Raw genomic sequence first — 24,255 nt, forward strand, 5'->3', positions numbered from 1 at the left:
ACTCGGCCACCGGGTGAGGGTGGTTGACGTGCAGCAGGTTCAGGACAGTGAGCTCAGGGGTGCCCCCGTACGCGACGCCCAGGGCGAGGAGCCGGGCGTCGAGGAGCTTGTGGTCCGCGGTGACGCGGGACTTGCCGTTCGCCCGGAAGCGCCCGGAGGCGGCGCCGTGGCAACGGCAGGGAAGGGTCTGGAGGCAGGTGGGCACGTCCACCCAGATTTCGGACACAGAGATACACCGGTTTCAGTGAGAAGACCGCAGCGAAAAGGAGCGCGGCGCGCAGGTGCGCCGCGCGACGGATCAGCGCTCGGGAAATCTCACGTGGTGTACAACGGCAGGTCCTTCACAGTGCGAGCGTGTGCGGCAGCACGGTAGCGCCGGACGGGATCGGGGCTCCACCGATTTTCGGGCGGGTGGCTATGCCGCCTGGCATGGGCAGCCCTGCTGCGGCGCGTAGATCACGTGCCGGTCTCTGCTGCGGCGCGTAATTCACGTGCCGGTTTCCGATGCGGCACATAGAGTGACCGCGTTCAGGTGCGCAGGTTGCGGCTACTTCTCCTGCTAAGAGAGCAACGCGGGTTCGAATCCCGCCGCCGGCCTCGGCTGGTGTCGTCCAGCGGCCCAGGACGCTTACGTCGCCGCCACCGGACTTGACCTCTGAACGCCTACGACGCGAGCCGTCCGCCACGGGAAACCAGGCGGACGGCTCCGTCATCTCGTCGCTCACCGAGCGACGTTGCCGCCTGTCGCAGCGAAGCCGCGCCGCCAGCAACGCAGTTGGCGCCGCCGCGTGACTCACCGGGCTCCGGCCGCGTTACGGAGCCGTGAACCTCGAACAGGGCGACGTGCGGCATGACCGCGTGCGATGACATACGAAAGTGGGGCTCGGGCAGCGTGCGCGGTGCTTCCCCCCACGGGTCCCGTGCGCGCTGTCCGAGCCCCGGACAGGTGGCTGTTGGGCGTCTACCAGACGGAGTCCTGCGGCTGCACGGTGCCCGGCTGGTCGGGCTCGCTCGCCGGAACGGCTTCCTGGTTCGGCTCGTTGGCCGGCTGCGAGTCGACAGGTGTCATCCACACGCTGTCCGCACGCTTCACTGTGCCGGCGTCCGAATTCTGGGTCATGGCCAGCGCGGCGAGGGCTGCCGCGGTGATGGCCATCAGGACGCCGATCCGGCGGGCTGTCACGGTCATGTGGTGGTTCCTTTCAGTTCTCGCTGCTCACAGTGCGGTGAGCCGAGGATCGGGGCCTCCCGGCCGTGTGGGTGCCGTGGTTCCCGAAGGTCGTCTCCTGCGGTTCCCCCCTGATGGGCAAGCAGGCCATGACCTGCCAGCCACCTGTGAGGAGACGGTTCGGAGGGGCCAGGAGGAGCCCCGCAGATAGACTTTGGCGTACGCGACGGCATCGCTTCAATCGAAACAGCTGTCGTCTTGATGCCTGGCGTAGGTACGCCAACGGACGTACCGACAAGCGGCATTGATCATCGTGGAGGGATTGGTGGGAGAGCGCACTACGCGCGCGGACTCGCAGGGCCGGGCTTTACCCGGGGCGCTGTCGCCGGCCGCGGTCGACCTGTACGCGAGGCTGACGAAGGGCGAGCAGCCCGGCCCCGCGGACGGTGAGACGCTCGAGCAGTTGCGGGCGTGGGGGTTGGCCGGGGATGCCGAGGAGGCGGGGCACACGATCGCGCTGCCGCCGACCCCGGCCGCCTGGGCGGTCGCGAAGGACGCGCTGGCGCATCTGCAGGAGCAGACACGGCAGTTGATGGAGTTGCCGGGCGCTGTCGAGCAGATGAATGTCCTCTTCGCTCAGTCGCGTCATCGGGCGGGAGCGGGCAGCGAGTTCCTTGCCGACCGGGCGGAGATCAACGAGCGGATCGGTTCGATCCTGGCAGGTGCCCAGCACGAACTCCTCGGCGCGCACCCGCACGGGCCGCGGACGCGGGAGCAGATGGAGCTCGGTGTCCCCCGCGACACCGCGGCGCTCGAGCGAGGGGTGCGGTATCGGACGCTCTACCAGGACGCGGTGCGTGACGACGGTGTGACGTGCGAGTGGGCGTCGGTGATGGCGCCGCGCGGTGTCCACTTCCGTACGCTGGCCGACCCGTTCGAACGGGTGATCATCGTCGACGAACGGGTCGCCGTCATCTCCAACTACGTCATCCCGGACGCCCCCGACGGCGCCGCCTGGATCATCACGGACCGGGCCATGGTCGCGTTCGCCAAGCATGCGTTCGAGCAGGAGTGGCGGCGCGCCCAGCCGTGGCACGGGCAGCGTCGTGAGCGCGGCCGGGAAGCGGCGGCCGGGCTGCTGTCGGAGCTGCAGAAGGCGGTCCTGCGGTGCCTGTCGGAGGGTGCGACGCAGAAGGGTGCGGCGCGCGCCCTGCACATCTCGGTGCGGTCCCTGCAACGGGAGCTGGATCAGATCCGGACCCTGTGGGCGCTGCCGCAGGCGACGAACGCCCAGCTGTGCTTCCGATGGGGGACGTCGCCGGAGCGGGACACGACGCTCGAGCGGGCGGCCTGACGTCAGGGCGGGTCAGCGGCCGGTGAGTCCTTGGCGTCAACCACGAAAGAAATTATCGTTAATCGCCGCTGTTGTCGTTTTGCTGTTACGGTGTGTGGCCATGGCGGGCGAGACGGCGATCAGCCGCGATCGCGCGTGAGTCCGCCTTGGTCTCCGCCGGTGTCGCACACGCGGATGCTGCTCTCACGACGGCAAGGACGGCGTCATGACCGCTCACGAGCCCTCCGGCACGGTCGGCTGGATCCGCCGGGTCGCTCCCGGACCCGCCGACGTCCCGCGCTCGCCCGCGAGTTCGCGGCGCACCATCACGGAAGCCACGGAGCGCCTGGGCCCCGGACCCGTGGCCTGGGCTGTCGGCGTCGGGCACGGACTGGCCGAGGTCGTCATCCGCGAAGTGCCCGAACTGGGCGGCGGACCGGCCCCGTTCGAGATCCTCCGCATGGGTACCGAGGCCGCGACGCTGAACACCCTGCTTCTGCTGGCCGATCCCGCGGCCGACTGGAAGGTCCCCGAGGAGTCCCTCCTCGGGGACCGGGAGTTCGCCCGGCGCCGCCTCGGCCTGGACAAGGTGCTGCACGGTATCCGCGTCGCGCACGCCGCCCTGGCGCAGGCGTTGATGGGCGCGTGCGCGGAGCTCGCCGCACCGGCCGAGCGCGCGGAACAGTTCCGTCGCATCTCGGAGCTGCTCTTCGGTTTCATCGACGCGTTCTCCTCCCGGATGACGGACGAGTACCGGGCCGAGCACGACCGCTGGGTCGCCCGTGGCGACGCGGCCCGGGAGGACACGGTCCGCGCCCTCCTCGACGACCGGCCCGTCAGTGAGGACATGGCGCGCGACGTCCTCGGCTACCGGCTGCGCGGCCGCCACCTGGCCGTCGTCGCCTGGTACGACGGACCGCCCGCGGCCGTCAACGGCGACCTGCGGCGGACGGCGGCCGAACTTCTGTCCCTGCGCGGCTGCGTCTCGACCCTCGTGCTCCCCCTGGACCGGACCACTGTCTGGGCCTGGGGCGAGCCGGGCGCCGATGTCCCGGTGGCCCCCGGACCCGACGACGTCCCGCAGGCCGAGGGGATCCGTGTCGCCTGCGGCTCGGTGCGCTCCGGGCCGCAGGGGTTCCGCCAGTCGCACGAGGACGCTCAGCACACGGCCCGCGTGATGCGGCTCAACCCCGGCGGCACCGGTCCGGTCGCCGACCACCGGGACGTGGAACTGGCGGCCTTGCTCTCCGCCGATCTGCCCGCCCTGCGCCGCTTCGTCGGGGACGAACTGGGGGCGCTCGCGGCGGACAGCCGGCACGCGGACCAGCTGCGCCGCACCCTGCACCTGTATCTGCGCAACGAGCGCAGCCTGGCGGTCGCGGCGGCGCAACTGCACGTGGCGCGCAACACCATCACGTACCGCGTCAAGCGTGCCCAACAGCTCATCGGACGTGATGTGACGCCCCGGCTGCCCGAGGTGCTGACAGCCCTGGAAGCCGCCAGGACGCTGGGTCCCGCCGTGCTGCGCGCCGCGGAGTGCGGCGATCGCGACGGCGTGCGTGACAGGCCGTCCCGCCGTGCCCGATTCTGAGAACCTCTCAGATCAGCGGCGTGACCTGCTCCTCGATGCCCAGGAGCACCCGCCCGTACAACTCCCCCGCGATGGCCGGGTTGATCACCGCGTGCCGGCTGCCCGTCTCCTGGTCCCGCCAGATCCGCTGCAGCGGGTTCGCCTCGGCGAAGCTTCCGGCGCCCTGGATGCTCAACAGCAGGTCGAGCGCCTCACGCGAACGGCGCGCCACGTATCCGGTGTCCATCCGCACCCGGGCCCGTGTCCCGAACGGCATCTGCTCCCCGCGGGCCGCCCAGGTGTCGATGTCGTCGGCCGCGCGCATCAGATGCAGCCGCGCCGTGTCGATGAGCTGCGCCGCCTCCGCCATCTGGATCTGCGTCGACGGGGCTTCGCTAGCCCGTTCGTAGAACGTGTACGAGATCCCCTTGCCCTTGGCCAGCGAGGCCAGCACCGTGTCCATCCCGGCCTGCGCCAGGCCGACTTGGGGGCCGGCCAGGACCAGTGCGAGCACCGGCACCAGCGCCGAGCGGTACAGCGCCTCGTCGTCGTGTTCGGTCGGGTGGGCGCCCTGCACGCCACGCGTCACCGACAGGACGCGGTGCTCGGGCACGAACACCCCGTCGGCGACCAGGGTGTTGCTGCCGGTGCCGCGCATGCCGGCCACGTACCAGGTGTCCTCGATGCTCAGGTCGGTCATCGGGATCAGCGCGACGCCCTGATCCACCTGCTGTCCGGAGGCGTCGACCACGGGGATGCCCACCGCGGCCCACTGGGAGTGCAGGCTGCCCGACGCGAACCCCCAGCGGCCGGTGACGACGAAACCGCCGTCGACCACCCGGCTGGTCGCGCTCGGCGCCAGCACTCCGCACACCCGCGCGTCCGGATTCTCGCCCCAGACCTCCTGCTGGACCCGGTCGGGGTACAGGCCGACCATCCAGTTGCAGACGTTGATCAGGGTCGTCACCCAGGCCGTCGACCCGCATCCGCGCGCGAGTTCGGACGTGACCTCCAGGAAGGTACGGAAGTCCGCCTCGTGACCGCCCAGCCGTCGCGGCACGGTGAGCCGGAGCAGCCCCGCCTCGGTCAGGGCCGCGATGTTCTCCTTGGCGACCTTGCGGTCCGCCTCCGTACGGGCCGCGTTCTCCCGCAGCAGGGGAACCAGTGCGGCGGCACTTTCCTTGAGGGCCGCGGCGGACGCGGCAGTTGCGTGCGGAGTGGGCGTGATCGTAGTCATGGGGATCCTTCCGGCGGCTCGGCCGGCACCTCGGGGGACGAGGTGCCGCTACCGGGATTCCACGCCGCTCCCGCACCGCTGTCCTGTGGCCCGGACCGCAGAGTCGGCGGCGCGGATTGGGCCGGCGGACCAGTTCGGCGGCGGCTTGCGCCACGGGCTCAAGAAGCCTGGCCCGGCTTGGCCGCCCGGACCAATGCCCCGGCCGACGGGTGTGGTTTCACTGGGCCCACACCGTGCCGTCGACTGCACACGGCGCACGGTCCGGCTCCCGCTCCCTTGGAGGTCGCTGTGCTCCCGTCTCCACCTGCCGCAATGGATCTGCCCGCTTCAACGGATCTGCCCGTCACGACCGCCGCCCCGGCCGTGTTCCGTCGTGTCCTCGGCCATGTGCCGACCTCGGTGAGCGTGGTGGCGGCCAGGACACCGCGCGGCCCGGTCGGCGTCACCGTCGGCAGCTTCACTTCGGTGTCCCTCGAACCGCCGCTGGTCGTCTTCTACTGCGGCCGGGGCTCGGCGAGCGCCCTGGCGATCGTCGAGACCGGCGCGTTCTGCGTGAACGTGCTGGCCGAGGACCAGCAGCAGGTGTGCGCGGCGTTCGCCGGCCGGACGGCCGACCGGTTCGCCACGGGAGAGTGGGACGTCACCGGCGCCGCGGGACCACGGCTGGGTGGGGCGGCCGCCTGGATCGAGTGCGAGGTCGAGGACAGCTTTCCCGCCGGTGACCACATGGCCGTCGTCGGCCGGGTGCGAGGGCTGGCCGCCGCCGATCACAGCCGGGGGCCCCTGATCTTCCATCGCGGCCAACTGGTCCGTCTCGACCGCGCCCGCGGTGTGCACGTCCCCACCCGGTCCTTCGGCTGGTGGGACATCTGACGGAGGGCGCCTGGTGCAACGGCTGATGCGGTGCCTGACCGGTGTGGACGTCCCGTGCGGGATCTGACGGGTGTGGGCGCCCGGTGCGGCTTACGACGAAGGGCACGCCGTCCGGCACTCACTCCGAGAGGCGTCGCGAGACCGCCCGCGCCGCCGCCCGCACGGCCGGACCGTACCCGGGGTCCGAGCCGCTGGTCCCGGGGACGACGACCGACAGGGCCGCCACGACGTCGTCGCCGTCGCGCACCGGCGCGGCCACCGTGCTCCTGGGCCACGGGCGGTTCTGATGTCCCCGGGCGAAGTCGGCGCGCCGTACCTCGGCGAGGACGCGCCGCAGGTCCTCGCCGGAAAGGATGTCCTCGCCGCCGTGCCCGGGGTCGTACGCCGCGATGGCCCGTTCCTGCACGGCGAGCGGCGCGAACGCCAGCAGCACCAGGCCCACCCCCGTGGACGCCAGCGGCAGCCTGCCTCCCACGCGGTAGCGCACGGGACTGGCATCCAGCGCCGAGAGCCGCTCGACAAGCAGAGCCTCGTCGTCGTTCCGCACCGCGAGCAGCACATGCTGCCGCGTGACATGGAAGAGGTCCTCCATGAACGGCATGGCCACCGCGCGCAGCCCGTGCCCGCGCGGCGCCAAAGACGCCGTCTCCAGCAGCCGCAGCCCCACCACGAACCGGCCGTCGTCGAGCCGCTCCAGGGCACCCACCTGGACGAGCGACCGGGCGAGGCGAAGCGCGCTGCTGCGCGGCGTGCCGCTGCGCCGTGCGAGGTCCGCGAGGGACAGCGCGCGGTGGTCGCTGTCGAACGCGCCGAGCAGGGCGAATGCCCGCTCGATGACCGGCTGCCCCTCGGCGGGCCGGCCCCCGCGTCGGCGTCCGGCACCGCCCGGGACCGGCGTTTCATTCATCGGAACCACCCATGCCAATGTACGGGCGTCCTTCTTACGGTGCACCCATAGGGACCGACAGGCAACGACAGGTCCGCCGGTCCGACACGTTCGACAGGTTCGACGCGTTCGACAGCCAGGGAGTACTTGCATGACCTCGACCGGACTCGTGGACGTCCACGCGCACTTCGTCACCGACGGCTACGTCGCCGCCGCCCGCGCCTTCGGCATCGCGCACCCCGACGGGATGCCGGGCTGGCCGGAGTGGAGCGTCGAGCAGCACCTGGATGTGATGGCCCGTTCGGGCATCGACAAGTCCTACCTGTCGGTGTCCTCCCCCGGCGTGCACTTCGGTGACGACACGGCGGCTCGCGCGCTGGCGCGCGAGGTCAACGAGTTCGGCGCCCGGGTCCGCGCCGAGCGGCCGGAGCGCTTCGGGCACTTCGCCGCCCTGCCCCTGCCCGACGTCGACGGCGCGCTCGCCGAGGCGACCCACAGCCTCGACGTGCTCGGCGCCGACGGCGTGGCGGTGGAGACCAACCACCACGGCCTCTACCTCGGCGACCCACGTCTGGAGCCGCTGTGGCAGGAACTGGACCGTCGCGGCGCCGTCGTCTTCGTCCATCCCACGTCCCCTCCGCACGCCGACGAGGTCGGTCTGGGCCGACCTCGGCCGATGCTGGAGTTCCTCTTCGACTCGGCCCGCGCCGCGAGCGACCTCCTCTTCCGCGGCGTCCTCACCCGCCATCCCCGCATCCGCTGGGTGCTCACGCACGGCGGCGGCGCCCTCCCCCTGCTCGCGGACCGCATGGAATTGTTCCGCCCCCTCCTGGGCGACGGCTCCGAGGAATCCGTCGTGGAGCAGCTCGGCCGCCTCTGGTACGACCTGGCGGGCACCCCCTTCCCGCGCCAAGTCCCCGCCCTTCGGGCCGCGTTCGGCACCGAACGCCTTCTGTACGGCAGCGACTACTGCTGGACCCCCGCCGGGTCGGTCCTCGACCAGGTCGCGTCCGTCGACGCCGCGGAGCAGCCGGGCACCGGCGACACCTGGCGGGATCTCACCACCCGCAACGCGCACCGGCTGTTCACCCCCGACGCTCCTTGACCGCCACGCTCCGCCCCCTCCCCTCGTGTCCGAAGGATCGAAGGATCGAAGACCATGGCTCCTGTTCCCCCAGCCCTCCTCCTGCGCCGCGCCACCGTCGTCGACACCCGAGACGGAGCGCTGAGCCGCGACACCGACGTACTGGTCCAGGACGGCGTCATCACCGCCGTCGGCCCGGAGCTGGCCGAGCCGGACGGCGCGGAGGTGGTGGACGCCGAGGGCCGGTACGTGGTGCCGGGCTACAACGACATGCACGCCCACCCGCTCGGCCGCGGCGGCGACGTCGATGCCGCCCACGCGCTGATGCTCGCCCACGGCATCACCGGCTACCGGCAGATGTCCGGGGATCTCGACCTGCTGCGCGCCCGCGCTTCCGGCTCGCTGCGGTTCCCCGAGGCCGCACCGGCGCTGCTCGCTCTGCCGGGCCCGCTCCTGACCATGCTGAACACCGGCACGGCCGACGAGGCCACCGCGGCGGTGCGTGAACAGGTGCGGGCCGGGGCCGATTTCGTGAAGTCCGCCGCCATGACCAAGGAGCGGTTCTTCGACGCCCAGGCGGAGGCCCTGCGCCTCGGCGTGCCGATCGTGGGCCATCTGCCCGCCGGCATCGACGTCCTCAAGGCCTCGGCGCTCGGCATGAAGTCCATCGAACACTTCGGAGCCGGGCTCGGTGTCCTCGCCTGCTGCTCCACCGACGAGCACTCCATCCAACGGGCCTCGGGCGCCCGGCAGAGACTGTCCCTGCCGAAGGTCCGGCTGCCGTTCATGGACCGTGTCGTGAACGCCGTCATGAGGCGGGTGGTCCTCAACCCTGTCGCCCTCAACAAGTCCGAGGACGTGGACATCCTCGACCACGCCGTCCGTACCTACGACGAGGGACGCACGCGCGAACTGGCCGAGCGCTTCGCGGCGGACGGAACGTGGCACGTGCCGACCCTCATCCGGCAGCGGACCAGCAAGCTCTGCGACGACCCGGCCTTCGCCGACGACCCGGACCTGCGCTACATGTCACCGGCCACCGTGCGTACCTGGAAGGGCGCGGCGACGAAGTTCCGCAAGCGGTTCACGCCGGAGCAGCGTGCCACGTTCGCCGCCTCGCACCGCCTGGAGTACGACATGGCCCGCGTCTTCGACCGGGCAGGCGTGAGGATGCTCGTCGGCACGGACTCGTCCGGGGCGGTCTGGGTCGTGCCCGGTGCCGCGCTCCACGACGAGATCGACCTGCTGGCGCAGGCGGGGCTCGGGCCGCTGCGTCTGCTGCAGATGCTGACCCTGTCCGCCGCCGAGTTCCTCGGGACCACGGACACGATGGGCACGGTCGAGCCGGGCAAGATCGCCGATCTCGTCCTCTTGGACGCCGATCCCGTCGAGAGCGCGGCCCATCTGCACGGCGTAGGCGGCGTGGTGCGCGCCGGCCGGTACTACGGCGCGTCCGACCTCACCGCTCTCAAGGACCGGCTCGCCACGGCCCGCCGCGTCGACTGACCCCACGCACGGCGGGCCCACGCACGGCGGGCCCGAGCGCCGCATCAACGGCCTTGCAGCAGGGAGCACTTCATGACGGACATCGATCGCGTCGCGCAGACCGTGCTGCGCGAGCGCCAAGGACGTGACCGCGGCTGGTGGGACCAGATGCGGTCCTGCTACTGGCCCGATTCCACGGTGACCCTCAGCTGGTACCGGGGTGACGGGCCGGGGTTCGTGGCCGCCTCCGAGGCCATGGCGGGCCGTGGTGACTCCAGCGTCCACCGGCTGTCCCCGCCGACCGTCCAGATCGTCGGGGACCGGGCGTTCGCCGAGACACCCGCCGCCATCGAGGTACGCACCGACATGGACGGCGTGCTCGTCGACCTCGTCTCCTGCACCCGCATCGTGAACCGCCTCGAACGCCGCGACGGCCGCTGGGGCATCCTCGCGCTGGACTGCGTCTACGAACGGGACACCATTGCCCCGGTCGTGCCCGGCCGGCCGATCGCCCTGCGCCCGCAGGACCTCGCCGACTTCCGCGCGCCGTACGCCATCCTCGCCCTGCACCTGTCCCGCCGCGGCTACGAGGTGGCGGACGACCTGCTCGGCGACGATCAGCCGGAGCGCACGGCGGCGTTCTATGCCGATACCTTCGCGTGGCTGCGGGGATGACGTGATCGCCGCCGGAGTCAGACGGCGGGCTCCGCCCCCTCCTCGACGACGGCGCGCAGCGCGGAGGCCGTGCGGTCGAGGTGGGCGGCGAGCAGCCCGGCGGCCTTGTCGGCGTCGCGGGCGAGCGCGGCTTCCATCAGCGCACGGTGCTCGCCGGCGACATCGCGCGTCACGTCGTGGGCGACCGGGACCGACCAGCGGCGGTAGACGGTCGCGGCGTCGCGCAGGGACATCGCGACGGAGAGCAGCCGGTCGTTGCCGCAGCCTTCGAGCAGCGCCTGGTGGAAGCGCTCGTGGGCCGCGAACCAGTCGTCGTTCTGGAGGCCGTCCGCACGCAGGGGCAGGGTGGCGCTGAGGCGGTGATGGGCGGCGACGACTTCGGACTCCCACTGGATGTCGCCGCGAGTGATCGAGCGGCGCAGGACCAGGGATTCGATCTCGATCCGGGCGTCGGTGAGCTCGTCGAGGTGGGCGCGGGAGAGGGTGACGACGCGGAAGCCCTGCTGCGGCGCGGCCACGACCAGGTCCTGCTCGGACAGCCGGGTGAGTGCCTCGCGCACGACGGACTGGCTGACGCCGAAGCGTCCTGCGAGCTCGACCAGGCGCAGTCGCTGCCCGGGGCGGAGCGTGCCTTGGAAGATCTCCTCGCGGATCGCCGCGTAGACCGCCCCTGCCCGTGTCTGTTTCGCCTGCGCCATGACCACGGAGAGTACCAGCTTGGCGCCAGGTTGAGAAAATATCGTTAATCTCTTGCCCTACCGAGAAAACAGTCCGAGACTGACGGAGCACTCACCGCACCGAACCCCCTCGGGAGACTCCATGCGCCTGGCCAACATCGACGGACGACTCGTGCTGCGGGGCCCGGACGGTCCCGTGGACGTCGCCGAGGCGAGCGGGGGCCGCTTCGGCCCCGATCCGCAGGAGGTGTACGCGAACTGGGACGCCTTCCTCGCCTGGGCCGGGGAACAGGGGCTCGGCGGGAGGGCCGGGACCGCTCCGGTGGCAGGGGACGGTGCGGCGTGGGGGCCGCCCGCGCCGAGCCCTGCGCAGATCTTCGCGATCGGGCTCAACTACCGCGACCACGCTGCCGAGTCGGGGTTCGGCGCGCCGGAATCCGCGACGGTGTTCACCAAGTTCGCCACCTCCGTCGCCGGACACGACGCCCCTGTGACCCTGCCGCAGGGGAACGTCGACTGGGAGGCCGAGCTGGTCGCCGTGATCGGCCGACGCTGCCACCGCGCGACGCGCGAGGAGGCCTGGTCGTACGTGGCAGGCCTCACCGTCGGCCAGGACCTCTCCGAGCGCGTCCTTCAACTCGCCGGTCCCGCGCCTCAGTTCTCGCTCGGCAAGTCCTACCCTGGATTCGCGCCGATCGGCCCGGAGCTGGTCACACCGGACGAGTTCGACGACCCCGACGATCTGGAGATCTCCTGCGCGCTGGAGGGCGGCGAAGTTCTGCAGAAGAGCCGCACGTCCAACATGATCTTCGATGTGCCGGAGCTGATCGTGCAGCTCTCGGCCGTCTGCCCGCTCCTGCCGGGCGATCTCGTCTTCACCGGCACCCCGGCCGGCGTCGGCATGGCCCGCTCGCCCCAGCGTTTTCTGACCCCCGGCGACGTTCTGGTGACCACCGTCGAAGGCATCGGCACCCTGCGGACACCCCTCACCGCCTGAGACGCCCCGCCTTCCCGCTCAGTCCAGCAGCACAACGCAGTCCGCCGTTTCTCGACGAAGAGAGCCGCACACATGTCACTGCACCGTCTGACCCAGATCGTCATGGGTGTCCCCGACCCTGTGGGCACCGCCGCCTACTACGAGGAGTTCGGGCTCACGCCGTCCGGCGTGCACGGCACCTCGCACACGTTGTCCACCGTGGACGGCGGCGAACAGCTGAGGATCGCCGAAGCGCCGCGGCGCCGTCTGCTCGAGCTCGGCGTCGGCGCCGACGACCCCGATGATCTGGCCCGCGTCGCCTCCCGGTTGACCCGGCTCGGCTTCGATCCCCAGCTCGGCGAGGGTTCCGTCACCGCCGTGGACCCCGGGACCGAGGTACTGGTCCGGGTCGAGATCGCCCCGCGCTACGCGCAGGAACCGACCACGCCCGGCCCCTACAACGCTCCCGGGTCGACGGAGCGGATCGGGCTGCGCGCACCGGGCATCCTGCGTGAGGACCGGGTCCGCCCGCGCAAACTGGGCCACGTGGTGCTCGGCTCCACCGACCAGGAGGGCTCGCAGCGGTTCTTCCAGGAGGGGATCGGCTTCAAGGTCAGCGACACCGTCCCCGGCTTCGCCGCCTTCATGCGCTGCTCCACCGATCACCACAACATCCTGGTGCAGCAGGCTCCCGTGGCCTTCCTGCACCACACGTCCTGGCAGGTGGACGACATCGACGAGATCGGCCGTGGCGCTTCCGCCATGCTCGAGGCCGATCCGGAACGGCACACGTGGGGCCTGGGCCGGCACTTCATCGGCTCCAACTTCTTCTGGTACCTCAAGGACCCGGCCGGCAACTTCTCGGAGTACTACTCCGACCTGGACTGCATCGTGGACGACGAGCTGTGGAAGCCCGGCGTCTGGGAAGGGGCCCGCGCGCTGTGGGCCTGGGGGCCGCCTCCGCCTCCCTCGTTCCTCGCTCCCGAGGATCTGGCCGGTCTGATGACGGGCGCTCACAGCGCCCCCGCCAATTAGGCGGCAGGCATGGACCGTTCCCTTCCTGACAGCGATGTGCTCGTCGTCGGCGCCGGCCCTGTCGGCCTGGCGCTGGCCCTCTTCCTGGCCCGCGACGGCGTACGGACCACCGTCGTCGAACGCTGGCCCCATCCCTACCGGCTGCCGCGCGCGGTCCACTTCGACGACGAGGTCGCGCGCCTGCTCGCCGGGGCCGGAGTCGGCGCCTATGCGGCTGAGCGGGTCGCGCCCGCGGACACATACGAGTGGCGCAACGGCGCGGGCACGCCGCTCCTGCGCTTCGACTGGTCCGGCACGGGGCCCTCGGGGTGGCCGACCGCGTCCATGTTCCACCAGCCGGAACTGGAACAGGCGTTGGAGGAGGCCGCACGCCTGCGCCCGGAGATCACCCTGCTGCGCGGCCTCGATGTCGTGTCCGTCCGTCAGGACGCCGACGCGGCACACCTGACCGCACGCGCCGCAGACGGCACCGAGCGCCGGCTCAGCGCCCCCTGGCTGGTCGGCTGCGACGGCGCGAACAGCTTCGTGCGCGCCGCGATGGACACCACCGTGACCGATCTCGGCTTCTTCTACGACTGGCTGATCGTGGACGTGCTGCCCCACGAGGAACAGCCGTGGTCGCCGACGAACATCCAGGTGTGCGATCCGGCCCGGCCCACCACCGCCGTCTCCGCCGGACCCGGCCGACGCCGGTGGGAGTTCATGCGGATGCCCGGTGAGAGCCGCGAGGACCTGAACACGGAGGCCACCGCCTGGAAGCTGCTGGAACCCTGGGGCATCGCACCGGAGAATGCGGCACTGGAACGGCACGCCCTGTACACCTTCCAGGCCCGCTGGTGCGACCGCTGGCGCGACGGCCGGCTGCTGCTGGCCGGAGACGCCGCCCACCAGATGCCGCCCTTCGCCGGACAGGGCATGTGCTCGGGCATCCGTGACGCCGCCAACCTCGGCTGGAAGCTGTCACTGGTCACCGGCGGTGCGGCGGACCCCGCGCTGCTGGACACGTACACCTCGGAGCGGACCACGCACGTACGCCATGCCATCGGCATTTCCGTGGAGTTGGGCAAGGTCATCTGTGTGACGGACCCGTCCGCTGCCACCGCCCGGGACGCCGCGCTGCTCGGGGCGGACTGCGACCCCGCGCGGGCTCTGCCGCCCGTGCCACCGCCCGCCCTCGGCGACGGCCTCGTGCACCATGGCCTCGACGGCGCGCCCGCCGGTGCGGCCGGGGCACTCAGCCCGCAGGGACGCGTCCGCCACCGGGGCGTGACGGACCTGCTGGACCAAGCCGTCGGAGCCGGTTTCCTGGTCTGCGCGAGCGAGGACCCGCGGGCCGCGCTGGACAGCGACGACCTGGCCTTCCTCGACACCATCGGTGCGCGCACGATCCGGTTCACCCCGCCGCAGGACCCGGGCGACGGTGAGCACGACGCGGTGGACGTCGACAACTTCTATCTCCCGCACCTGGCGGCCGCCGGGCATCTGGGCGCGGTGGTCCGCCCCGATCACTACGTCTTCGGCTCTTTCGAGGACGCGGACGGGCTGCGTGCCGTCGTCGCCGCGCTGCGTGCGGACCTCACGGGCGCCGACAGCCCCTCGATCGCCCCGGCCCTTGCAGGTGACGCATGAGCGCCGCCGTCGGGCCCATCTGGGTTCCTTCTCCAGAAATCGCAGATGCCTCGCGGCTGGCCGCCTTCACCGACCTCGCCGCCCGCCGCTCGGCCGCGGCTCCGCGCGATCCCTACGACTACGCCGCACTGCACGCCTGGTCGGTGTCCGACCTGGACGGATTCTGGTCGGCTGTCTGGGAGTTCTTCAAGGTCCGCTCCTCGACTCCGTACACGGCGGTGGTGGAAGGCGCGATGCCAGGCACCCGATGGTTCCCCGGTGCCCGCCTCAACTACGCCGAGCACGCGCTGCGCCACCCCGGTGGGGACAGCCCCGCGCTGATCGCCACGGGGGAGGACGGCACGTCCCGCGAGGTGGGCTGGGACGAGCTGCGCCGTCAGGTCGGGGCGCTCGGCGCATGGCTGCGGGGGCGCGGGGTGCGGCCCGGCGACCGGGTGGCGGGATACCTTCCCCATACCGAGCACGCGGTGATCGCGTTCCTGGCCGCCGCGTCCGTGGGCGCCGTCTGGTCCGTGTGCGCGCCCGACTACGGCGCGGCCGGAGCCGCCGCCCGTCTGGGGCAGCTCGAACCGGTCGTCCTGTTCACCGTCGACGGCTACCGCTGGAACGGCCGTGAACACGACCGGCGTGCCGAGTCCGACGAGCTCCGCACGGCGCTGCCGTCGGTGCGGGACACCGTCCGTGTCCCCGGTCCCGGCCCCACCGCAGGCACGTCGCCCCCGGCAGGGACCTGGTCGTGGGCGGAGGTGACGGACGGAGCGGCGGAGCCGGTCTACGAGCAGCTGCGCTTCGACGCCCCGCTGTGGGTGCTCTTCTCGTCGGGCACGACCGGCGTGCCCAAGGGCATCGTGCACGGCCACGGCGGCGTCCTCCTCGACCACCTGAAGGTCCTGGGGCTGCACATGGATCTCGCGCCGGGCGAGCGTTTCTGCTGGTACACGACGCCGAACTGGATGATGTGGAATCTCCTCGTCTCCGGTCTCCTGCACGGTGCGACGCTCGTCCTGTGCGACGGGGCGCCGGCCCATCCCCGCCCGGACCGGCTGTGGCAGGTCGCGGCGGAACACCGTGTCTCGGTCCTGGGGACCAGCCCCGGCTATCTGCTGGCCTGCGAGAAGGCGGGCGTCGAGCCGGGTCGCGATCTCGCTCTCGATGCGCTGCGCGTGGTCGGCTCGACCGGCGCGCCACTGCCGGCGAGCGCGTACGCGTGGGTGCGCGACCATGTCGGCCCCGGGGTCCAGCTCGCCTCGACGAGCGGCGGTACGGACGTGGTCAGCGGTTTCGCGGGCGGCGCACCGACCGTCCCCGTGTGGCCGGGCGAGATCTCCGCGCCGCTGCTGGGGGTGGACCTGCAGGCGTGGGACGCCGACGGCAGTGCCGTCACGGACGAGGTGGGCGAACTGGTCGTGACCCGGCCGATGCCCTCGATGCCGCTGCGGTTCTGGAACGACGCGGACGGCGAGCGCTACCGCTCGGCCTACTTCACGCCCTGGCCCGGCGTGTGGCGGCACGGCGACTGGACCACGGTGACCGCACACGGCAGCGTCGTCATCACCGGCCGTTCCGATTCCACGCTCAACCGGCACGGAGTACGGCTCGGCAGCGCCGACGTCTACGCGGTGGTCGACGAACTCCCTTACGTGGCGGATTCGTTGGTCATCGGCGCCGAACTGCCCGACGGCGGCTATTGGATGCCGCTGTTCGTGGTGCCGCCTGACGGTGTCACGCTCACCGACGCGCATCGCGAGGAGATCCGTACCGCACTGCGCACCCATGCCTCGCCGCGGCACGTCCCCGACGAGGTGATCGAGGTGCCCGCACTCCCTCACACCCGCACCGGCAAGAAGCTGGAGGTCCCGGTCAAGCGCATCCTGCAGGGCGGCGCCCCGGAACGGGTCGCCGGCCGGGAGGCGATCGACGACTTCGCGGCGCTCGCCTACTTCGCGCGGTTCGCGCCGGGAGCGGCAGCGCGGTGAGTCCGTACGTGCCGCACAGGCCCCTCCGTGGGGAGGGGCCTGTGGGGTGCTGGATCAACCGATGCGGTTCACCGGGCCGTTGAAGAGGAACGTCTGCCGACTGGTCAGATCGCCCTCGGACAGGGATGGCGTGCACTCCTTGTCCACGCCGTTCGAGGGCTCGCATCCCGAGCCGTCGTGGTCCTCGGCGGCGGTGCGGTTCTCCTCGAGGATTCCGCCCGTGGCCGGGTCGATGATCCAGTGCGGGGTGCTGGTGATGCCCGGACCGTCCGCGGCGGCGTACTTCCAGGTCACCTCCGTGCCCGTGCGCCCCTCCGCGTCGCTCGCTCCGGTGCGGATGCCTGCGCCGGGGGTGGTCGCCATCACCCGGTAGAGCGCGGCGCGCAGTTCGGCCCGGGCCGGGCTGAACGAGAGCAGTGCCCCGGCCTCGGTGACGACCTGCTCGTCCGCTGCCGCCCCGTCCTTACCGGCAGCCAGCCTGGCGCGGAGCGCCGACGGGTCGGTGGGGAGGTCCCTCAGTCCGTTCCAGTCCAGCCGCTCGTCTCCGACGGACCAGCTCATGCCGTGCGGCTGGGGTTTGGAGAGCGTCTCGCCGTTCTCGACGGCGGTCAGCCCGTCGGGTCCGAGGTAGACGGTCCGTGTCCTGGTCTTCGTGCCCGGACCGGACTGCGTCGAAGTGATCTTCCAGTACGGGCCGTTCGCGCCGGTGGCCGCCTTGTCCGCCATCGAGTTGAAGAACGCCGCGGCCTCCGCGCCGGCCGCCGGCCTGCCGCCGTCCAAGCTGACCACAGGGGCGACGATCGCCGCGGCGGCGACGGCCGCGACCGCTGCCGCGGAGGCGAGGAAGCGACGCCGGCGGTACAGGGGGACGACCACACGGGGGCCGACGGCGGCGGGGGCCGGAGCCCGCCCGGTCTCGTCGTCGATCGCGCCGCGGACCGCGGACAGCGCCGCGGACAGGACGGCGGGGTCGGGTTCGGGTGTACGGCCGGCGGCGACCAGTTCCGCGGCGCCGGGGAAGTCGAGTACCTCGTGTCGCTGCGCGCTCATGCGAGTTCTCCCGTCAGGGTGTTGAGGGTGCCGTCGGACAGGCGGGACCGGAGCCGGGCACGCGCCCGGTGCAGCCTGGAGCGGGCGGTGCCGGCGGGGACACCGACGACGGCCGCGGCCTCGGTGGGCGTGAGCCCCTCCCAGGCCACGAGGAGCAGCAGCTCCCGCTCGACCTCCGGCAGCTCGGCGAGCTTGCGCCGGATCAGCGGGCCGGCCGCCACGGCATCGAGCCGCTGATCGACCGCCTGCCACGGGTCGCCGCCCGCGGGCTCCCCGGCGGGCGGCGCGCCGGGGTCGCGGGTGAGGCGTTGCCAGTGGCGGGCCAGTACGTTGCGCGCCACACCGAAGAGCCAGGCGCGGGCTGCTCCGCGAGCGGCGTCGAAGGTGTGCCGGTGGGCGAAGGCCTGCAGCCACACCTCCGACAGCAGATCGTCGGCTGCGGCCGGCGCCCGTCGTGCGAGATAGGCGTGCAGCGCGACGGAGTGCCGGGCGACCAGCGGCTCGAACGCGGCCGGTTCCGCGGCGGAACGCACGAGCAGGTCCTCGTCCGCAACGGGATCGGGATCCATGAACCCCCCTGTCCTTGACCGCCCGGACGGCGGTCTCACCCCCTACTTGCGCCCGGCGGGGCAGAGCGTTCGCGCGGGCCCTGCGCCGGTGACACCGGACACCCGGCACCGAGCAAGACGGTACGCACGGTCTGCCAAAAGACACCCCGGCGCGTCTCGACGCGGCTCTCAGGACGTACGAGGGTCATCTCGCCCTGTAAGAGGGACGCGACGGCCACCGGGCCGAGGCGCGTGTCGGCATCACGCAGCCGGAATTGCCGCTGCTCGACGAGGCGACCGACGACCTGGAGGACCAGGCCGTCGGCGGGCTCGAGGCGCACCTGCGCGAGCACCGCGGCACCGTCGTCGCGGTCACCCACGACCGGGTGTTCCCGGAGAATCTGACCAGCTCGTCCTGGAGGCGGGAGAGGGCAGAGTCACCCGGTACGGCGACGGCTACGCCGGCTACCGCACGGCGAGGGCGGTGACCGCGGCCTTCGCCGTGTCGGCCAGGAGCCTGTCGTCCGCCGTGGCGTTCTTCGCCCCGTCGCGATACGTGAGGATCGCCATCACCAGCGGCTTGCGGCCGGGCGGCCAGATGACCGCGATGTCGTCGCGTGCCGCGTAGTAGGAACCGGTACCGGTCTTGTCCCCGACGATCCAGTCCTTCGGCAGCCCGGCGCGGATGGCCGTCCCGCCGGTGGTGTTGGCCCGCAGCCAGCCGGTCAGCTGACGCCGCTCGGCCGTGGGCAAGGCATCGCCGAGGACGAGGCGGCGCAGGTTCGACGCCATCTGACGGGGTGTCGAGGTGTCACGCTGCTCCCCCGGGCTCCATCGGCTCAGGTACGGCTCGATGCGGTCGGTGCGGGTGGTCCGGTCGTTCAGTTCGCTCTGGAGGAACGCGCCCAGGCGGCCGGGGCCGCCGATGTCCTTGAACAGAACGTTGGCGGCGGTGTTGTCGCTGTAGCGGACGGTGGCGTCGCACAGCGCGCGCAGGCTCATGCCGGTGTCCACGTGCTTCTCGCTGACGGGCGAGTTGGCGGCGAGGTCGGAGCGGTCGTAGCGCAGGACGCGGTCCATGCCGTCGATGCCGTTCTTCTTCAGCACGGCCGCGGCCAGGAAGGACTTGACGGTCGAGTTGTACGAGAAGCGCCGCGTGTCGTTCCAGGTGACCTCACGGCCGCTGCCGGTGTCGACCGCGTAGAGGCCGATGTGCGCGCGGTACTTGCGCTCCAGGTCGGCGAACGCCCCGTTCTGAGCGGTCGGCCGGTCGGACGTTGTAGTGGCGGCCGGTCGGTCGGACGTCGTGGTGGCGGCCGGCCCTCCGGTGCTCGCGCGGTCGTCCTGCCCGCACCCCGTCGCGGACAGCAGGGTCAGGACGGCCCAGACGCCGATGCCCGCACGGCGGGTCCGGACCGATCGGCGGCCATTCGGTCGGTGATGCTGCATCGGTCGAGTCCCTCCGGTGGGCCCCGGCCGCGGGACGTGCTGGGTCCCGGACGCGGGGAGCGGACGGCCGGTCCGCGAAGGGGCCCCGGCCGGGGCGTCGGTGACGCCCCGTTGCACACACTCGCCGATCAAGCGGTGCGGCGGCCACTACATTCGCCCCCGTTTCGTCGGACGCCTCGCGTACGACCTTCAGGACTTGCTCCATGCGTCGCTGAGGACGATCCCGGTGAGCTGAGCAGGGCTCAGTACCGGTGTGCGACGGGTTCCCTGAAGCCGGTAGGCCCGGGCGTTGACTTCGGTGGCGAGTACGCGGAGCCCGTCGGTGCGCAGGGAGTCGGCGCGCCACTCGATCGCTCCCTTGCCGCCGTTCGTGGCCGGACCGGTGCCGGTCGTGAGGAGTGTGCCGTCGGCGAGTTGCCGGGCCTTGCCGAAGATCTTGCCGATGGTCCGGTCGCCCGGCTTCCAGCGCTGCACCGTGACGGCGATCAGGCACTTGCCGTGTCCGTCGTCGACGGTGAGGTGGCCGTACCCGGGCTGACCGCTCCTGTCTGCTACCAGCACTCCTCGGGGCAGCACGTCAGCAATGAGGTGTGTGATCCGGCTCGCGGGCAGGGACTGGTCGATGTCCGGTGCGGGCCGGCGCGCCGGAGCGGGCAGCGCGGCGAGGATCGGCTTCCAAGTGGCTGATCCAGCGATGTCGGCGAGTTGTTGCCGGGTCAGCGGCAGAGGCGGACTCTGCCGGGCGGAGTCCTGCTTCGACAGAGCCGCGGGGTCGTTCGACTCGGCGATCGCGAGCTGCCGACCGTCCGGATACGTGAGAACGGTGGTGAGCCGGCGGGCAGCGGTGGGGCGGGAGTCGTCGACCGGGGAATTGTCGGACATCATTGTCGCCCCGCGAAATTTCTTCGTCGTGCATTTGCTGTACGGATGGAGGGCGCTGTCCGGACAACGCGCATTTTGCGGGAGAACCGGCACCGGGAGGCGAGTCGTGGCGACTTCCACGCGCCCGGCCATTCCGTTTCTCTCGAAGGTCAGACGGGTAGAAGTCGACGGCTTTTCCTGCCGACCCGGGGTTTCTGGAAGCTCCGTAGACCGTCCTTGCGGAAGCAGTTTTTTCAGGGTCTGCGCGAGCTGATTCGGGGATGCCTTCGCCACCTGTTGTTCCGGCGCGCCGCAACCGGCCACAAGTACGGCACCGATGGCCAGCAGAGGCAATGTCCGTACCGCACGATCGCGGATCGATGTCACAGTTCCTGACTCCCGTGGGGTGCGGTCACGCGTGTTCACGTACGGAGAGGGCTGAGGGGCGGGCCGCCGCATCCGTCCGGATCGACGGCCCGCCACGGACGCCCCTAGCTCAGCAGGGACGACCGGAGGAGATGGAGTCGTTGTAGGGGTAACTGAGCGTGCCCCACGTGTAGTTGTTCTGGAACACGCCCTGGATGCCGCCGTAGTTGTTGTCGGTGAAGAGGCACCATGTCCTCCCCGAATAGTTGCTGATGTAGGAAATGCTGTCCTGGAAGTTTCCGTCGGCTCCATAGGTCAGGTTCGGGACCGGGGCGTACTCGTAGTCGCACGGCCCTCCCGAGTTGTAGGCGTTCTGGCACAGCTTGATGGTGCTGGTCGCGGGGGCGGCCGGAGCGGCCGACGCAGGTGCCGTCACCGACGCGATCAGGGCGCCTGCCGTCATCGCCACACCGACGCTTGCCATGACCTTTTTTGCCAGCTTCATGAAAGCTCCTCGACCCGAACGGGCTCGTTGGAATTCAAGCTCCAGGTACCGGTCAAACCGGACGTCATCACGATATGCAGCGACCACACGAAAGGCAACGAAAACTCGATTAAACGAAATATCGGGCGAAATGGTTCACGTGAAGGATGTCACAGGATTTTCTTCAGGGTTTCGGGTTTGATGGGCATGATCAAAGGGGTGGGGACAGTGGTCAGACGGTGGTACACGGCGCTCGGGGTCAATCTGCTCCTCGGAATCCCCGCCGTGATCCCTCTCTGGATGCTCTGGTATCTCGCCGCGACCTTGGCGCACCCGGCGCCGACGGAGAACGACGGCATGGCGGTCGTGCTCGTGGTGCTCGTCCCCGTCATCGCCTGTTGCGGCTTTCTCTGGTGGGCGGCCAACCGCCCCTTCGCCCGCAGGACACACCTCAGCCGTCCCCAGTACTGGCTGCTCAGCGGCGTCGGCGCACTCCTGCCCGCCGTCACCCTCTTCTGCATGGCACCCTGAACGGACCCGGGGCGACAGCCCGGGGAACGCCGGGACACCCGCCCCGCACTCGGCCGATCGACATGGAGACATGGATGAACACCGCACGCGATCTAGCGATCATCGTCATGTCGGCGTCTGATCGCGAGGTGGGACAGGGCGACCTGTCGCTCGCGCTCGCCGGGGCCGAGGTTCTCGACCTCGTCGAGGCGCAGGTCGTCGGGCTGGACGGCGACCGGCTGGTGCCCGGGACCGGGTCGGCGACCGGCGACCGTCTGCTGGACGAGGCCGCTGCCTCGCTCGTCCGGCAGGCTCCCTACGAGCCGGTCGAGGACTGGCTGTGGCGCCGGGGGCGCGAACTGTCCGCGGCCTACACGGACGAGTTGGAGCGGACCGGGGTGCTCATCCGTACACGCGGCCACCGGATCCTGTCGCGGACGGAGCGGAAGGTTCTCGTCGACTCCCCCGCCCGTCGCGAGGCCGAAGAGCGCCGTGCGTCGGGCGAGCCCGTGCTCGCCGCGCTCACGGGCGCCGTCGGGCTCCACGACGGGGCCGACGACGACAAGGACGCGGAGCTGGGCCTCAGCGATGACGTGACCACGAGCGTCCTGGCCGCCGTGGGGGACGCGGTGATGGAGCTGGAGGCCGTGCGTCAACGGCGCTCGATCGAGAACGCCGCCTTCGACAACATCTGGCGCGGCCTGTAAGACACCGCTGCTGATGGCGGCACACCACCGTCCGGTCGGTGATCGACGACGAGATCACAGCGGGCCGGTGATTCCTGAGCGACTGCCTCGTGGGTCCGCTCGCCAGGCGGGAAATCGTGCTCAACCTGCCCGAGACAGGCCGCAGTTGGAACGGAAATACATGTATCCGCCTCTTGTCGTCCGCGCAGTCCAGCGAAGTACGCTCACGCTATGACGGTCGAGCAGAATCATGACGCCGCCGCATGCCGGCAGGTCAGCACCGGGATCACCCGGGTCTTCCACCTGCTCGGGAAGCGCTGGACCGGCCCGATCGTCGCCGTGCTGACCGGCGGGCCGGCGTACTTCGCGGACCTGCGCCGGGCGGTTCCCGGGATCAGCGAGCGCATGCTCTCCGACCGGCTCAGCGAACTGGGGGCCGCCGGGCTCGTCGAGCGCGAGGTGGACGCGGGGCCACCGCTGCGGGTGACGTACCGGCTGACGAGGTCAGGACGTGCCCTGGAACCGGCCCTCGCCGCACTCGAATCCTGGGCGGAGGCACACCTGCCGGAGAAGGATCAGCTCGGCGGCTGCTGACAGGGTCGTCACGGTGAAGGACCGACAACCCGGCAGGATCGGGCCCACGGGCACATGTTCTCGGTGCACTGTAGGGACAGCCCGTCAGTGCTCGGGCCGCGCCCGTGGGGTCCGCTCCATCGTCATGGTCACCGGCTCGGGTCGAGCAGCAACTTGCCGGAGGTGCGCCGGGATTCGATGTCGGTGTGGGCTCGGTCGGCCTCGCCCAGTGGGTAGCGCCCGGTGATGTCGATGCGCAGCCCGCCCTCGCGGATCTTGTCGAACAGGTCCCCGGCGTGCCGGAGCAGCAGTTCCCGGCTGTGGATGTGGTCGGCGAACACGGCGTAGGTGACCTTGATGCTCTTCGGCAGGTCGAACAGCCGCACCGTGGGGATGTCGCCGATCAGCGGGCCGAAGTAGACCAGCGTGCCGGACCGCCGCAGTACTTCGGTGGAGGGCCAGAACGTGCTCGCCCCACCGCCGTCGAACACCGCGTGCACGCCCTCGCCGCCGGTCAGATCCTTGACCCGGTCGACGAAGTCACCGTCGAGGGAGACGAGGACCTCGTCCGCGCCCGCGCTTTTCGCGGCCGGGACCTTCTCCTCGCGGGAGACCAGGCCGATCACTCGGACACCGCGCAGTTTGAGCAGGTGGGTGAGCATGCGCCCCACGCCGCCGGCGGCCGCGTGCACGAGCGCGGTGTCGCCCTCGGCCAGCGGCGCCGACTCGGTGACGAAGTGGTGTGCGGTGATTCCCTGCATCATCGTCGCGGCGGCGACGTCACTCGGGATGTCGTCCGGTACGGGGACGACACGGTCAGCGGGGACCGCGATCCTCTCGGCGTAGCTGCCGGGCACCGAGACCCAGGCCACCCTGTCTCCGACAGCGAAATCGTGGACGCCCTCGCCGATCGCGGAGACCCGGCCGGCTCCCTCGACCCCAGGGACAAGGGGGAGTTCGCGAGGCAGCGAGAATCCGACGCGCGTCCCGGTGTCCATGAAGTTGACGCCGGCGAACTCGATGTCGACGACCAGTTCGCCCGGACCGGGTTCGGGGTCGGGCCATTCCCGCAGCCGGAGCACCTCCGGCCCACCCAGCTCGTTCAGCACCACAGCACGCATGGT

Annotated in this window: 23 protein-coding genes, 1 tRNA gene and 1 pseudogene; 15 read left to right on the top strand and 10 right to left on the bottom strand. The window is 71.2% G+C overall.

Annotated features, from left to right (window positions below; genetic code table 11):
* Positions 1-520: 520 nt before the first annotated feature.
* A tRNA-Ser gene (locus ACVHNB_RS20995) sits at positions 521-598 on the top strand.
* Between the two features lie 363 nt (positions 599-961).
* Here ACVHNB_RS20995 and ACVHNB_RS21000 read toward each other — a convergent pair.
* A complete protein-coding gene (locus tag ACVHNB_RS21000; protein WP_428957194.1) occupies positions 962-1,189 on the bottom strand; it encodes a hypothetical protein in 228 nt (75 codons plus the stop codon).
* 304 nt (positions 1,190-1,493) lie between these two features.
* On the opposite strand from ACVHNB_RS21000, the gene ACVHNB_RS21005 reads away from it, so the two are divergent.
* A complete protein-coding gene (locus tag ACVHNB_RS21005; RefSeq protein ID WP_428957193.1) occupies positions 1,494-2,522 on the top strand; it encodes a hypothetical protein in 1,029 nt (342 codons plus the stop codon).
* A gap of 205 nt (positions 2,523-2,727) precedes the next feature.
* Positions 2,728-4,092, top strand: a complete 1,365-nt coding sequence (locus ACVHNB_RS21010; protein ID WP_456225549.1) for a PucR family transcriptional regulator — start codon at positions 2,728-2,730, stop codon at positions 4,090-4,092.
* Between the two features lie 7 nt (positions 4,093-4,099).
* Here the strand turns inward: ACVHNB_RS21010 and ACVHNB_RS21015 are convergent, their stop codons facing one another.
* Positions 4,100-5,308 carry an acyl-CoA dehydrogenase family protein gene (locus ACVHNB_RS21015; protein WP_428957191.1) on the bottom strand — a complete coding sequence of 403 codons (1,209 nt, stop codon included), beginning with the start codon at positions 5,306-5,308 and terminating at the stop codon, positions 4,100-4,102.
* Between the two features lie 312 nt (positions 5,309-5,620).
* On the opposite strand from ACVHNB_RS21015, the gene ACVHNB_RS21020 reads away from it, so the two are divergent.
* Positions 5,621-6,181, top strand: a complete 561-nt coding sequence (locus ACVHNB_RS21020; protein ID WP_428957190.1) for a flavin reductase family protein — start codon at positions 5,621-5,623, stop codon at positions 6,179-6,181.
* A 118-nt stretch (positions 6,182-6,299) separates the two neighbouring features.
* On the opposite strand, the gene ACVHNB_RS21025 is transcribed toward ACVHNB_RS21020, so the two are convergent.
* Positions 6,300-7,088 carry an IclR family transcriptional regulator gene (locus ACVHNB_RS21025; RefSeq protein WP_456225550.1) on the bottom strand — a complete coding sequence of 263 codons (789 nt, stop codon included), beginning with the start codon at positions 7,086-7,088 and terminating at the stop codon, positions 6,300-6,302.
* Between the two features lie 130 nt (positions 7,089-7,218).
* Between ACVHNB_RS21025 and ACVHNB_RS21030 the strand changes: the two genes are divergently transcribed.
* From ACVHNB_RS21030 to ACVHNB_RS21040, 3 genes are all read left to right on the top strand, one after another.
* Positions 7,219-8,172, top strand: coding sequence for an amidohydrolase family protein (locus ACVHNB_RS21030; RefSeq protein WP_456225551.1), 954 nt, complete (start codon positions 7,219-7,221; stop codon positions 8,170-8,172).
* 54 nt (positions 8,173-8,226) lie between these two features.
* The gene (locus ACVHNB_RS21035) at positions 8,227-9,657 is read left to right on the top strand and encodes an amidohydrolase family protein (protein WP_456225552.1); all 1,431 of its coding nucleotides are present in this window, start codon (positions 8,227-8,229) and stop codon (positions 9,655-9,657) included.
* 72 nt (positions 9,658-9,729) lie between these two features.
* Complete coding sequence (locus tag ACVHNB_RS21040; protein WP_456225553.1) at positions 9,730-10,311, top strand: nuclear transport factor 2 family protein; 582 nt, start codon at positions 9,730-9,732, stop codon at positions 10,309-10,311.
* 17 nt (positions 10,312-10,328) lie between these two features.
* On the opposite strand, the gene ACVHNB_RS21045 is transcribed toward ACVHNB_RS21040, so the two are convergent.
* Entirely contained in the window at positions 10,329-11,009 is a 681-nt protein-coding gene (locus ACVHNB_RS21045) for a GntR family transcriptional regulator (RefSeq protein ID WP_456225554.1), read from the bottom strand.
* A gap of 121 nt (positions 11,010-11,130) precedes the next feature.
* Here ACVHNB_RS21045 and ACVHNB_RS21050 point away from each other — a divergent pair, with 121 nt between their 5' ends.
* The 4 genes from ACVHNB_RS21050 (at position 11,131) to ACVHNB_RS21065 (ending at position 16,604) form a co-directional block, all read left to right on the top strand.
* Positions 11,131-11,985 carry a fumarylacetoacetate hydrolase family protein gene (locus tag ACVHNB_RS21050; RefSeq protein ID WP_428957184.1) on the top strand — a complete coding sequence of 285 codons (855 nt, stop codon included), beginning with the start codon at positions 11,131-11,133 and terminating at the stop codon, positions 11,983-11,985.
* A 72-nt stretch (positions 11,986-12,057) separates the two neighbouring features.
* Positions 12,058-12,999 (top strand): VOC family protein, encoded by a 942-nt coding sequence (locus tag ACVHNB_RS21055; protein WP_456225555.1) that lies wholly within the window; start codon positions 12,058-12,060, stop codon positions 12,997-12,999.
* 9 nt (positions 13,000-13,008) lie between these two features.
* Positions 13,009-14,628 (top strand): bifunctional 3-(3-hydroxy-phenyl)propionate/3-hydroxycinnamic acid hydroxylase MhpA, encoded by a 1,620-nt coding sequence (gene mhpA / locus ACVHNB_RS21060; protein ID WP_456225556.1) that lies wholly within the window; start codon positions 13,009-13,011, stop codon positions 14,626-14,628.
* Positions 14,625-16,604, top strand: coding sequence for an acetoacetate--CoA ligase (locus tag ACVHNB_RS21065; RefSeq protein WP_428957181.1), 1,980 nt, complete (start codon positions 14,625-14,627; stop codon positions 16,602-16,604). Before mhpA ends, ACVHNB_RS21065 begins: the two co-directional genes overlap by 4 nt.
* Before the next feature lie 54 nt (positions 16,605-16,658).
* Here ACVHNB_RS21065 and ACVHNB_RS21070 read toward each other — a convergent pair whose 3' ends face one another.
* Together ACVHNB_RS21070 and ACVHNB_RS21075 are read right to left on the bottom strand one after the other, a co-directional pair.
* A complete protein-coding gene (locus tag ACVHNB_RS21070) occupies positions 16,659-17,654 on the bottom strand; it encodes a hypothetical protein (protein ID WP_456225557.1) in 996 nt (331 codons plus the stop codon).
* Entirely contained in the window at positions 17,651-18,223 is a 573-nt protein-coding gene (locus tag ACVHNB_RS21075; protein ID WP_456225558.1) for an RNA polymerase sigma factor, read from the bottom strand. The genes ACVHNB_RS21070 and ACVHNB_RS21075 overlap by 4 nt, the downstream gene beginning before the upstream one ends.
* 245 nt (positions 18,224-18,468) lie before the next feature.
* Here ACVHNB_RS21075 and ACVHNB_RS21080 point away from each other — a divergent pair.
* Positions 18,469-18,686, top strand: a pseudogene (locus ACVHNB_RS21080) (tylosin resistance protein TlrC); the annotation flags it as partial.
* Here ACVHNB_RS21080 and bla read toward each other — a convergent pair.
* The 3 genes from bla to ACVHNB_RS21095 all read right to left on the bottom strand — a co-directional run bounded on the left by bla (position 18,668) and on the right by ACVHNB_RS21095 (position 21,383).
* A complete protein-coding gene (gene bla / locus ACVHNB_RS21085) occupies positions 18,668-19,651 on the bottom strand; it encodes a class A beta-lactamase (RefSeq protein WP_456225559.1) in 984 nt (327 codons plus the stop codon). The pseudogene ACVHNB_RS21080 and the gene bla overlap by 19 nt on opposite strands.
* A gap of 189 nt (positions 19,652-19,840) precedes the next feature.
* Positions 19,841-20,899 (bottom strand): hypothetical protein, encoded by a 1,059-nt coding sequence (locus ACVHNB_RS21090; protein ID WP_456225560.1) that lies wholly within the window; start codon positions 20,897-20,899, stop codon positions 19,841-19,843.
* Between the two features lie 109 nt (positions 20,900-21,008).
* Positions 21,009-21,383, bottom strand: coding sequence for a hypothetical protein (locus ACVHNB_RS21095; protein ID WP_456225561.1), 375 nt, complete (start codon positions 21,381-21,383; stop codon positions 21,009-21,011).
* A gap of 207 nt (positions 21,384-21,590) precedes the next feature.
* Between ACVHNB_RS21095 and ACVHNB_RS21100 the strand changes: the two genes are divergently transcribed.
* The 3 genes from ACVHNB_RS21100 to ACVHNB_RS21110 all read left to right on the top strand — a co-directional run bounded on the left by ACVHNB_RS21100 (position 21,591) and on the right by ACVHNB_RS21110 (position 23,152).
* Positions 21,591-21,893: a hypothetical protein gene (locus ACVHNB_RS21100; RefSeq protein ID WP_456225562.1), complete on the top strand. Its 303-nt coding sequence runs from the start codon at positions 21,591-21,593 to the stop codon at positions 21,891-21,893.
* Between the two features lie 74 nt (positions 21,894-21,967).
* A complete protein-coding gene (locus ACVHNB_RS21105) occupies positions 21,968-22,579 on the top strand; it encodes a GOLPH3/VPS74 family protein (RefSeq protein WP_428957174.1) in 612 nt (203 codons plus the stop codon).
* A gap of 210 nt (positions 22,580-22,789) precedes the next feature.
* Positions 22,790-23,152, top strand: coding sequence for a winged helix-turn-helix transcriptional regulator (locus tag ACVHNB_RS21110; protein ID WP_428957173.1), 363 nt, complete (start codon positions 22,790-22,792; stop codon positions 23,150-23,152).
* A 128-nt stretch (positions 23,153-23,280) separates the two neighbouring features.
* Here the strand turns inward: ACVHNB_RS21110 and ACVHNB_RS21115 are convergent, their stop codons facing one another.
* Positions 23,281-24,252 (bottom strand): quinone oxidoreductase family protein, encoded by a 972-nt coding sequence (locus ACVHNB_RS21115; protein ID WP_456225563.1) that lies wholly within the window; start codon positions 24,250-24,252, stop codon positions 23,281-23,283.
* Positions 24,253-24,255: the final 3 nt, after the last annotated feature.

It is taken from the genome of Streptomyces sp. YJ-C3 (genome assembly GCF_053891275.1).

Bases quoted from the DNA above. Each gene is read 5' to 3' on its own strand.
- ACVHNB_RS21115 (WP_456225563.1), bottom strand. From the start codon at position 24,252: ATGCGTGCTGTGGTGCTGAACGAGCTGGGTGGGCCGGAGGTGCTCCGG.
- ACVHNB_RS21095 (WP_456225561.1), bottom strand. From the start codon at position 21,383: ATGAAGCTGGCAAAAAAGGTCATGGCAAGCGTCGGTGTGGCGATGACG.
- ACVHNB_RS21105 (WP_428957174.1), top strand. From the start codon at position 21,968: ATGAACACCGCACGCGATCTAGCGATCATCGTCATGTCGGCGTCTGAT.
- ACVHNB_RS21045 (WP_456225554.1), bottom strand. From the start codon at position 11,009: ATGGCGCAGGCGAAACAGACACGGGCAGGGGCGGTCTACGCGGCGATC.
- ACVHNB_RS21000 (WP_428957194.1), bottom strand. From the start codon at position 1,189: ATGACCGTGACAGCCCGCCGGATCGGCGTCCTGATGGCCATCACCGCG.
- ACVHNB_RS21025 (WP_456225550.1), bottom strand. From the start codon at position 7,088: ATGAATGAAACGCCGGTCCCGGGCGGTGCCGGACGCCGACGCGGGGGC.
- ACVHNB_RS21110 (WP_428957173.1), top strand. From the start codon at position 22,790: ATGACGGTCGAGCAGAATCATGACGCCGCCGCATGCCGGCAGGTCAGC.
- mhpA (WP_456225556.1), top strand. From the start codon at position 13,009: ATGGACCGTTCCCTTCCTGACAGCGATGTGCTCGTCGTCGGCGCCGGC.
- ACVHNB_RS21050 (WP_428957184.1), top strand. From the start codon at position 11,131: ATGCGCCTGGCCAACATCGACGGACGACTCGTGCTGCGGGGCCCGGAC.
- bla (WP_456225559.1), bottom strand. From the start codon at position 19,651: ATGCAGCATCACCGACCGAATGGCCGCCGATCGGTCCGGACCCGCCGT.
- ACVHNB_RS21070 (WP_456225557.1), bottom strand. From the start codon at position 17,654: ATGAGCGCGCAGCGACACGAGGTACTCGACTTCCCCGGCGCCGCGGAA.
- ACVHNB_RS21040 (WP_456225553.1), top strand. From the start codon at position 9,730: ATGACGGACATCGATCGCGTCGCGCAGACCGTGCTGCGCGAGCGCCAA.
- ACVHNB_RS21035 (WP_456225552.1), top strand. From the start codon at position 8,227: ATGGCTCCTGTTCCCCCAGCCCTCCTCCTGCGCCGCGCCACCGTCGTC.
- ACVHNB_RS21010 (WP_456225549.1), top strand. From the start codon at position 2,728: ATGACCGCTCACGAGCCCTCCGGCACGGTCGGCTGGATCCGCCGGGTC.
- ACVHNB_RS21075 (WP_456225558.1), bottom strand. From the start codon at position 18,223: ATGGATCCCGATCCCGTTGCGGACGAGGACCTGCTCGTGCGTTCCGCC.
- ACVHNB_RS21015 (WP_428957191.1), bottom strand. From the start codon at position 5,308: ATGACTACGATCACGCCCACTCCGCACGCAACTGCCGCGTCCGCCGCG.
- ACVHNB_RS21055 (WP_456225555.1), top strand. From the start codon at position 12,058: ATGTCACTGCACCGTCTGACCCAGATCGTCATGGGTGTCCCCGACCCT.
- ACVHNB_RS21030 (WP_456225551.1), top strand. From the start codon at position 7,219: ATGACCTCGACCGGACTCGTGGACGTCCACGCGCACTTCGTCACCGAC.
- ACVHNB_RS21020 (WP_428957190.1), top strand. From the start codon at position 5,621: ATGGATCTGCCCGCTTCAACGGATCTGCCCGTCACGACCGCCGCCCCG.
- ACVHNB_RS21065 (WP_428957181.1), top strand. From the start codon at position 14,625: ATGAGCGCCGCCGTCGGGCCCATCTGGGTTCCTTCTCCAGAAATCGCA.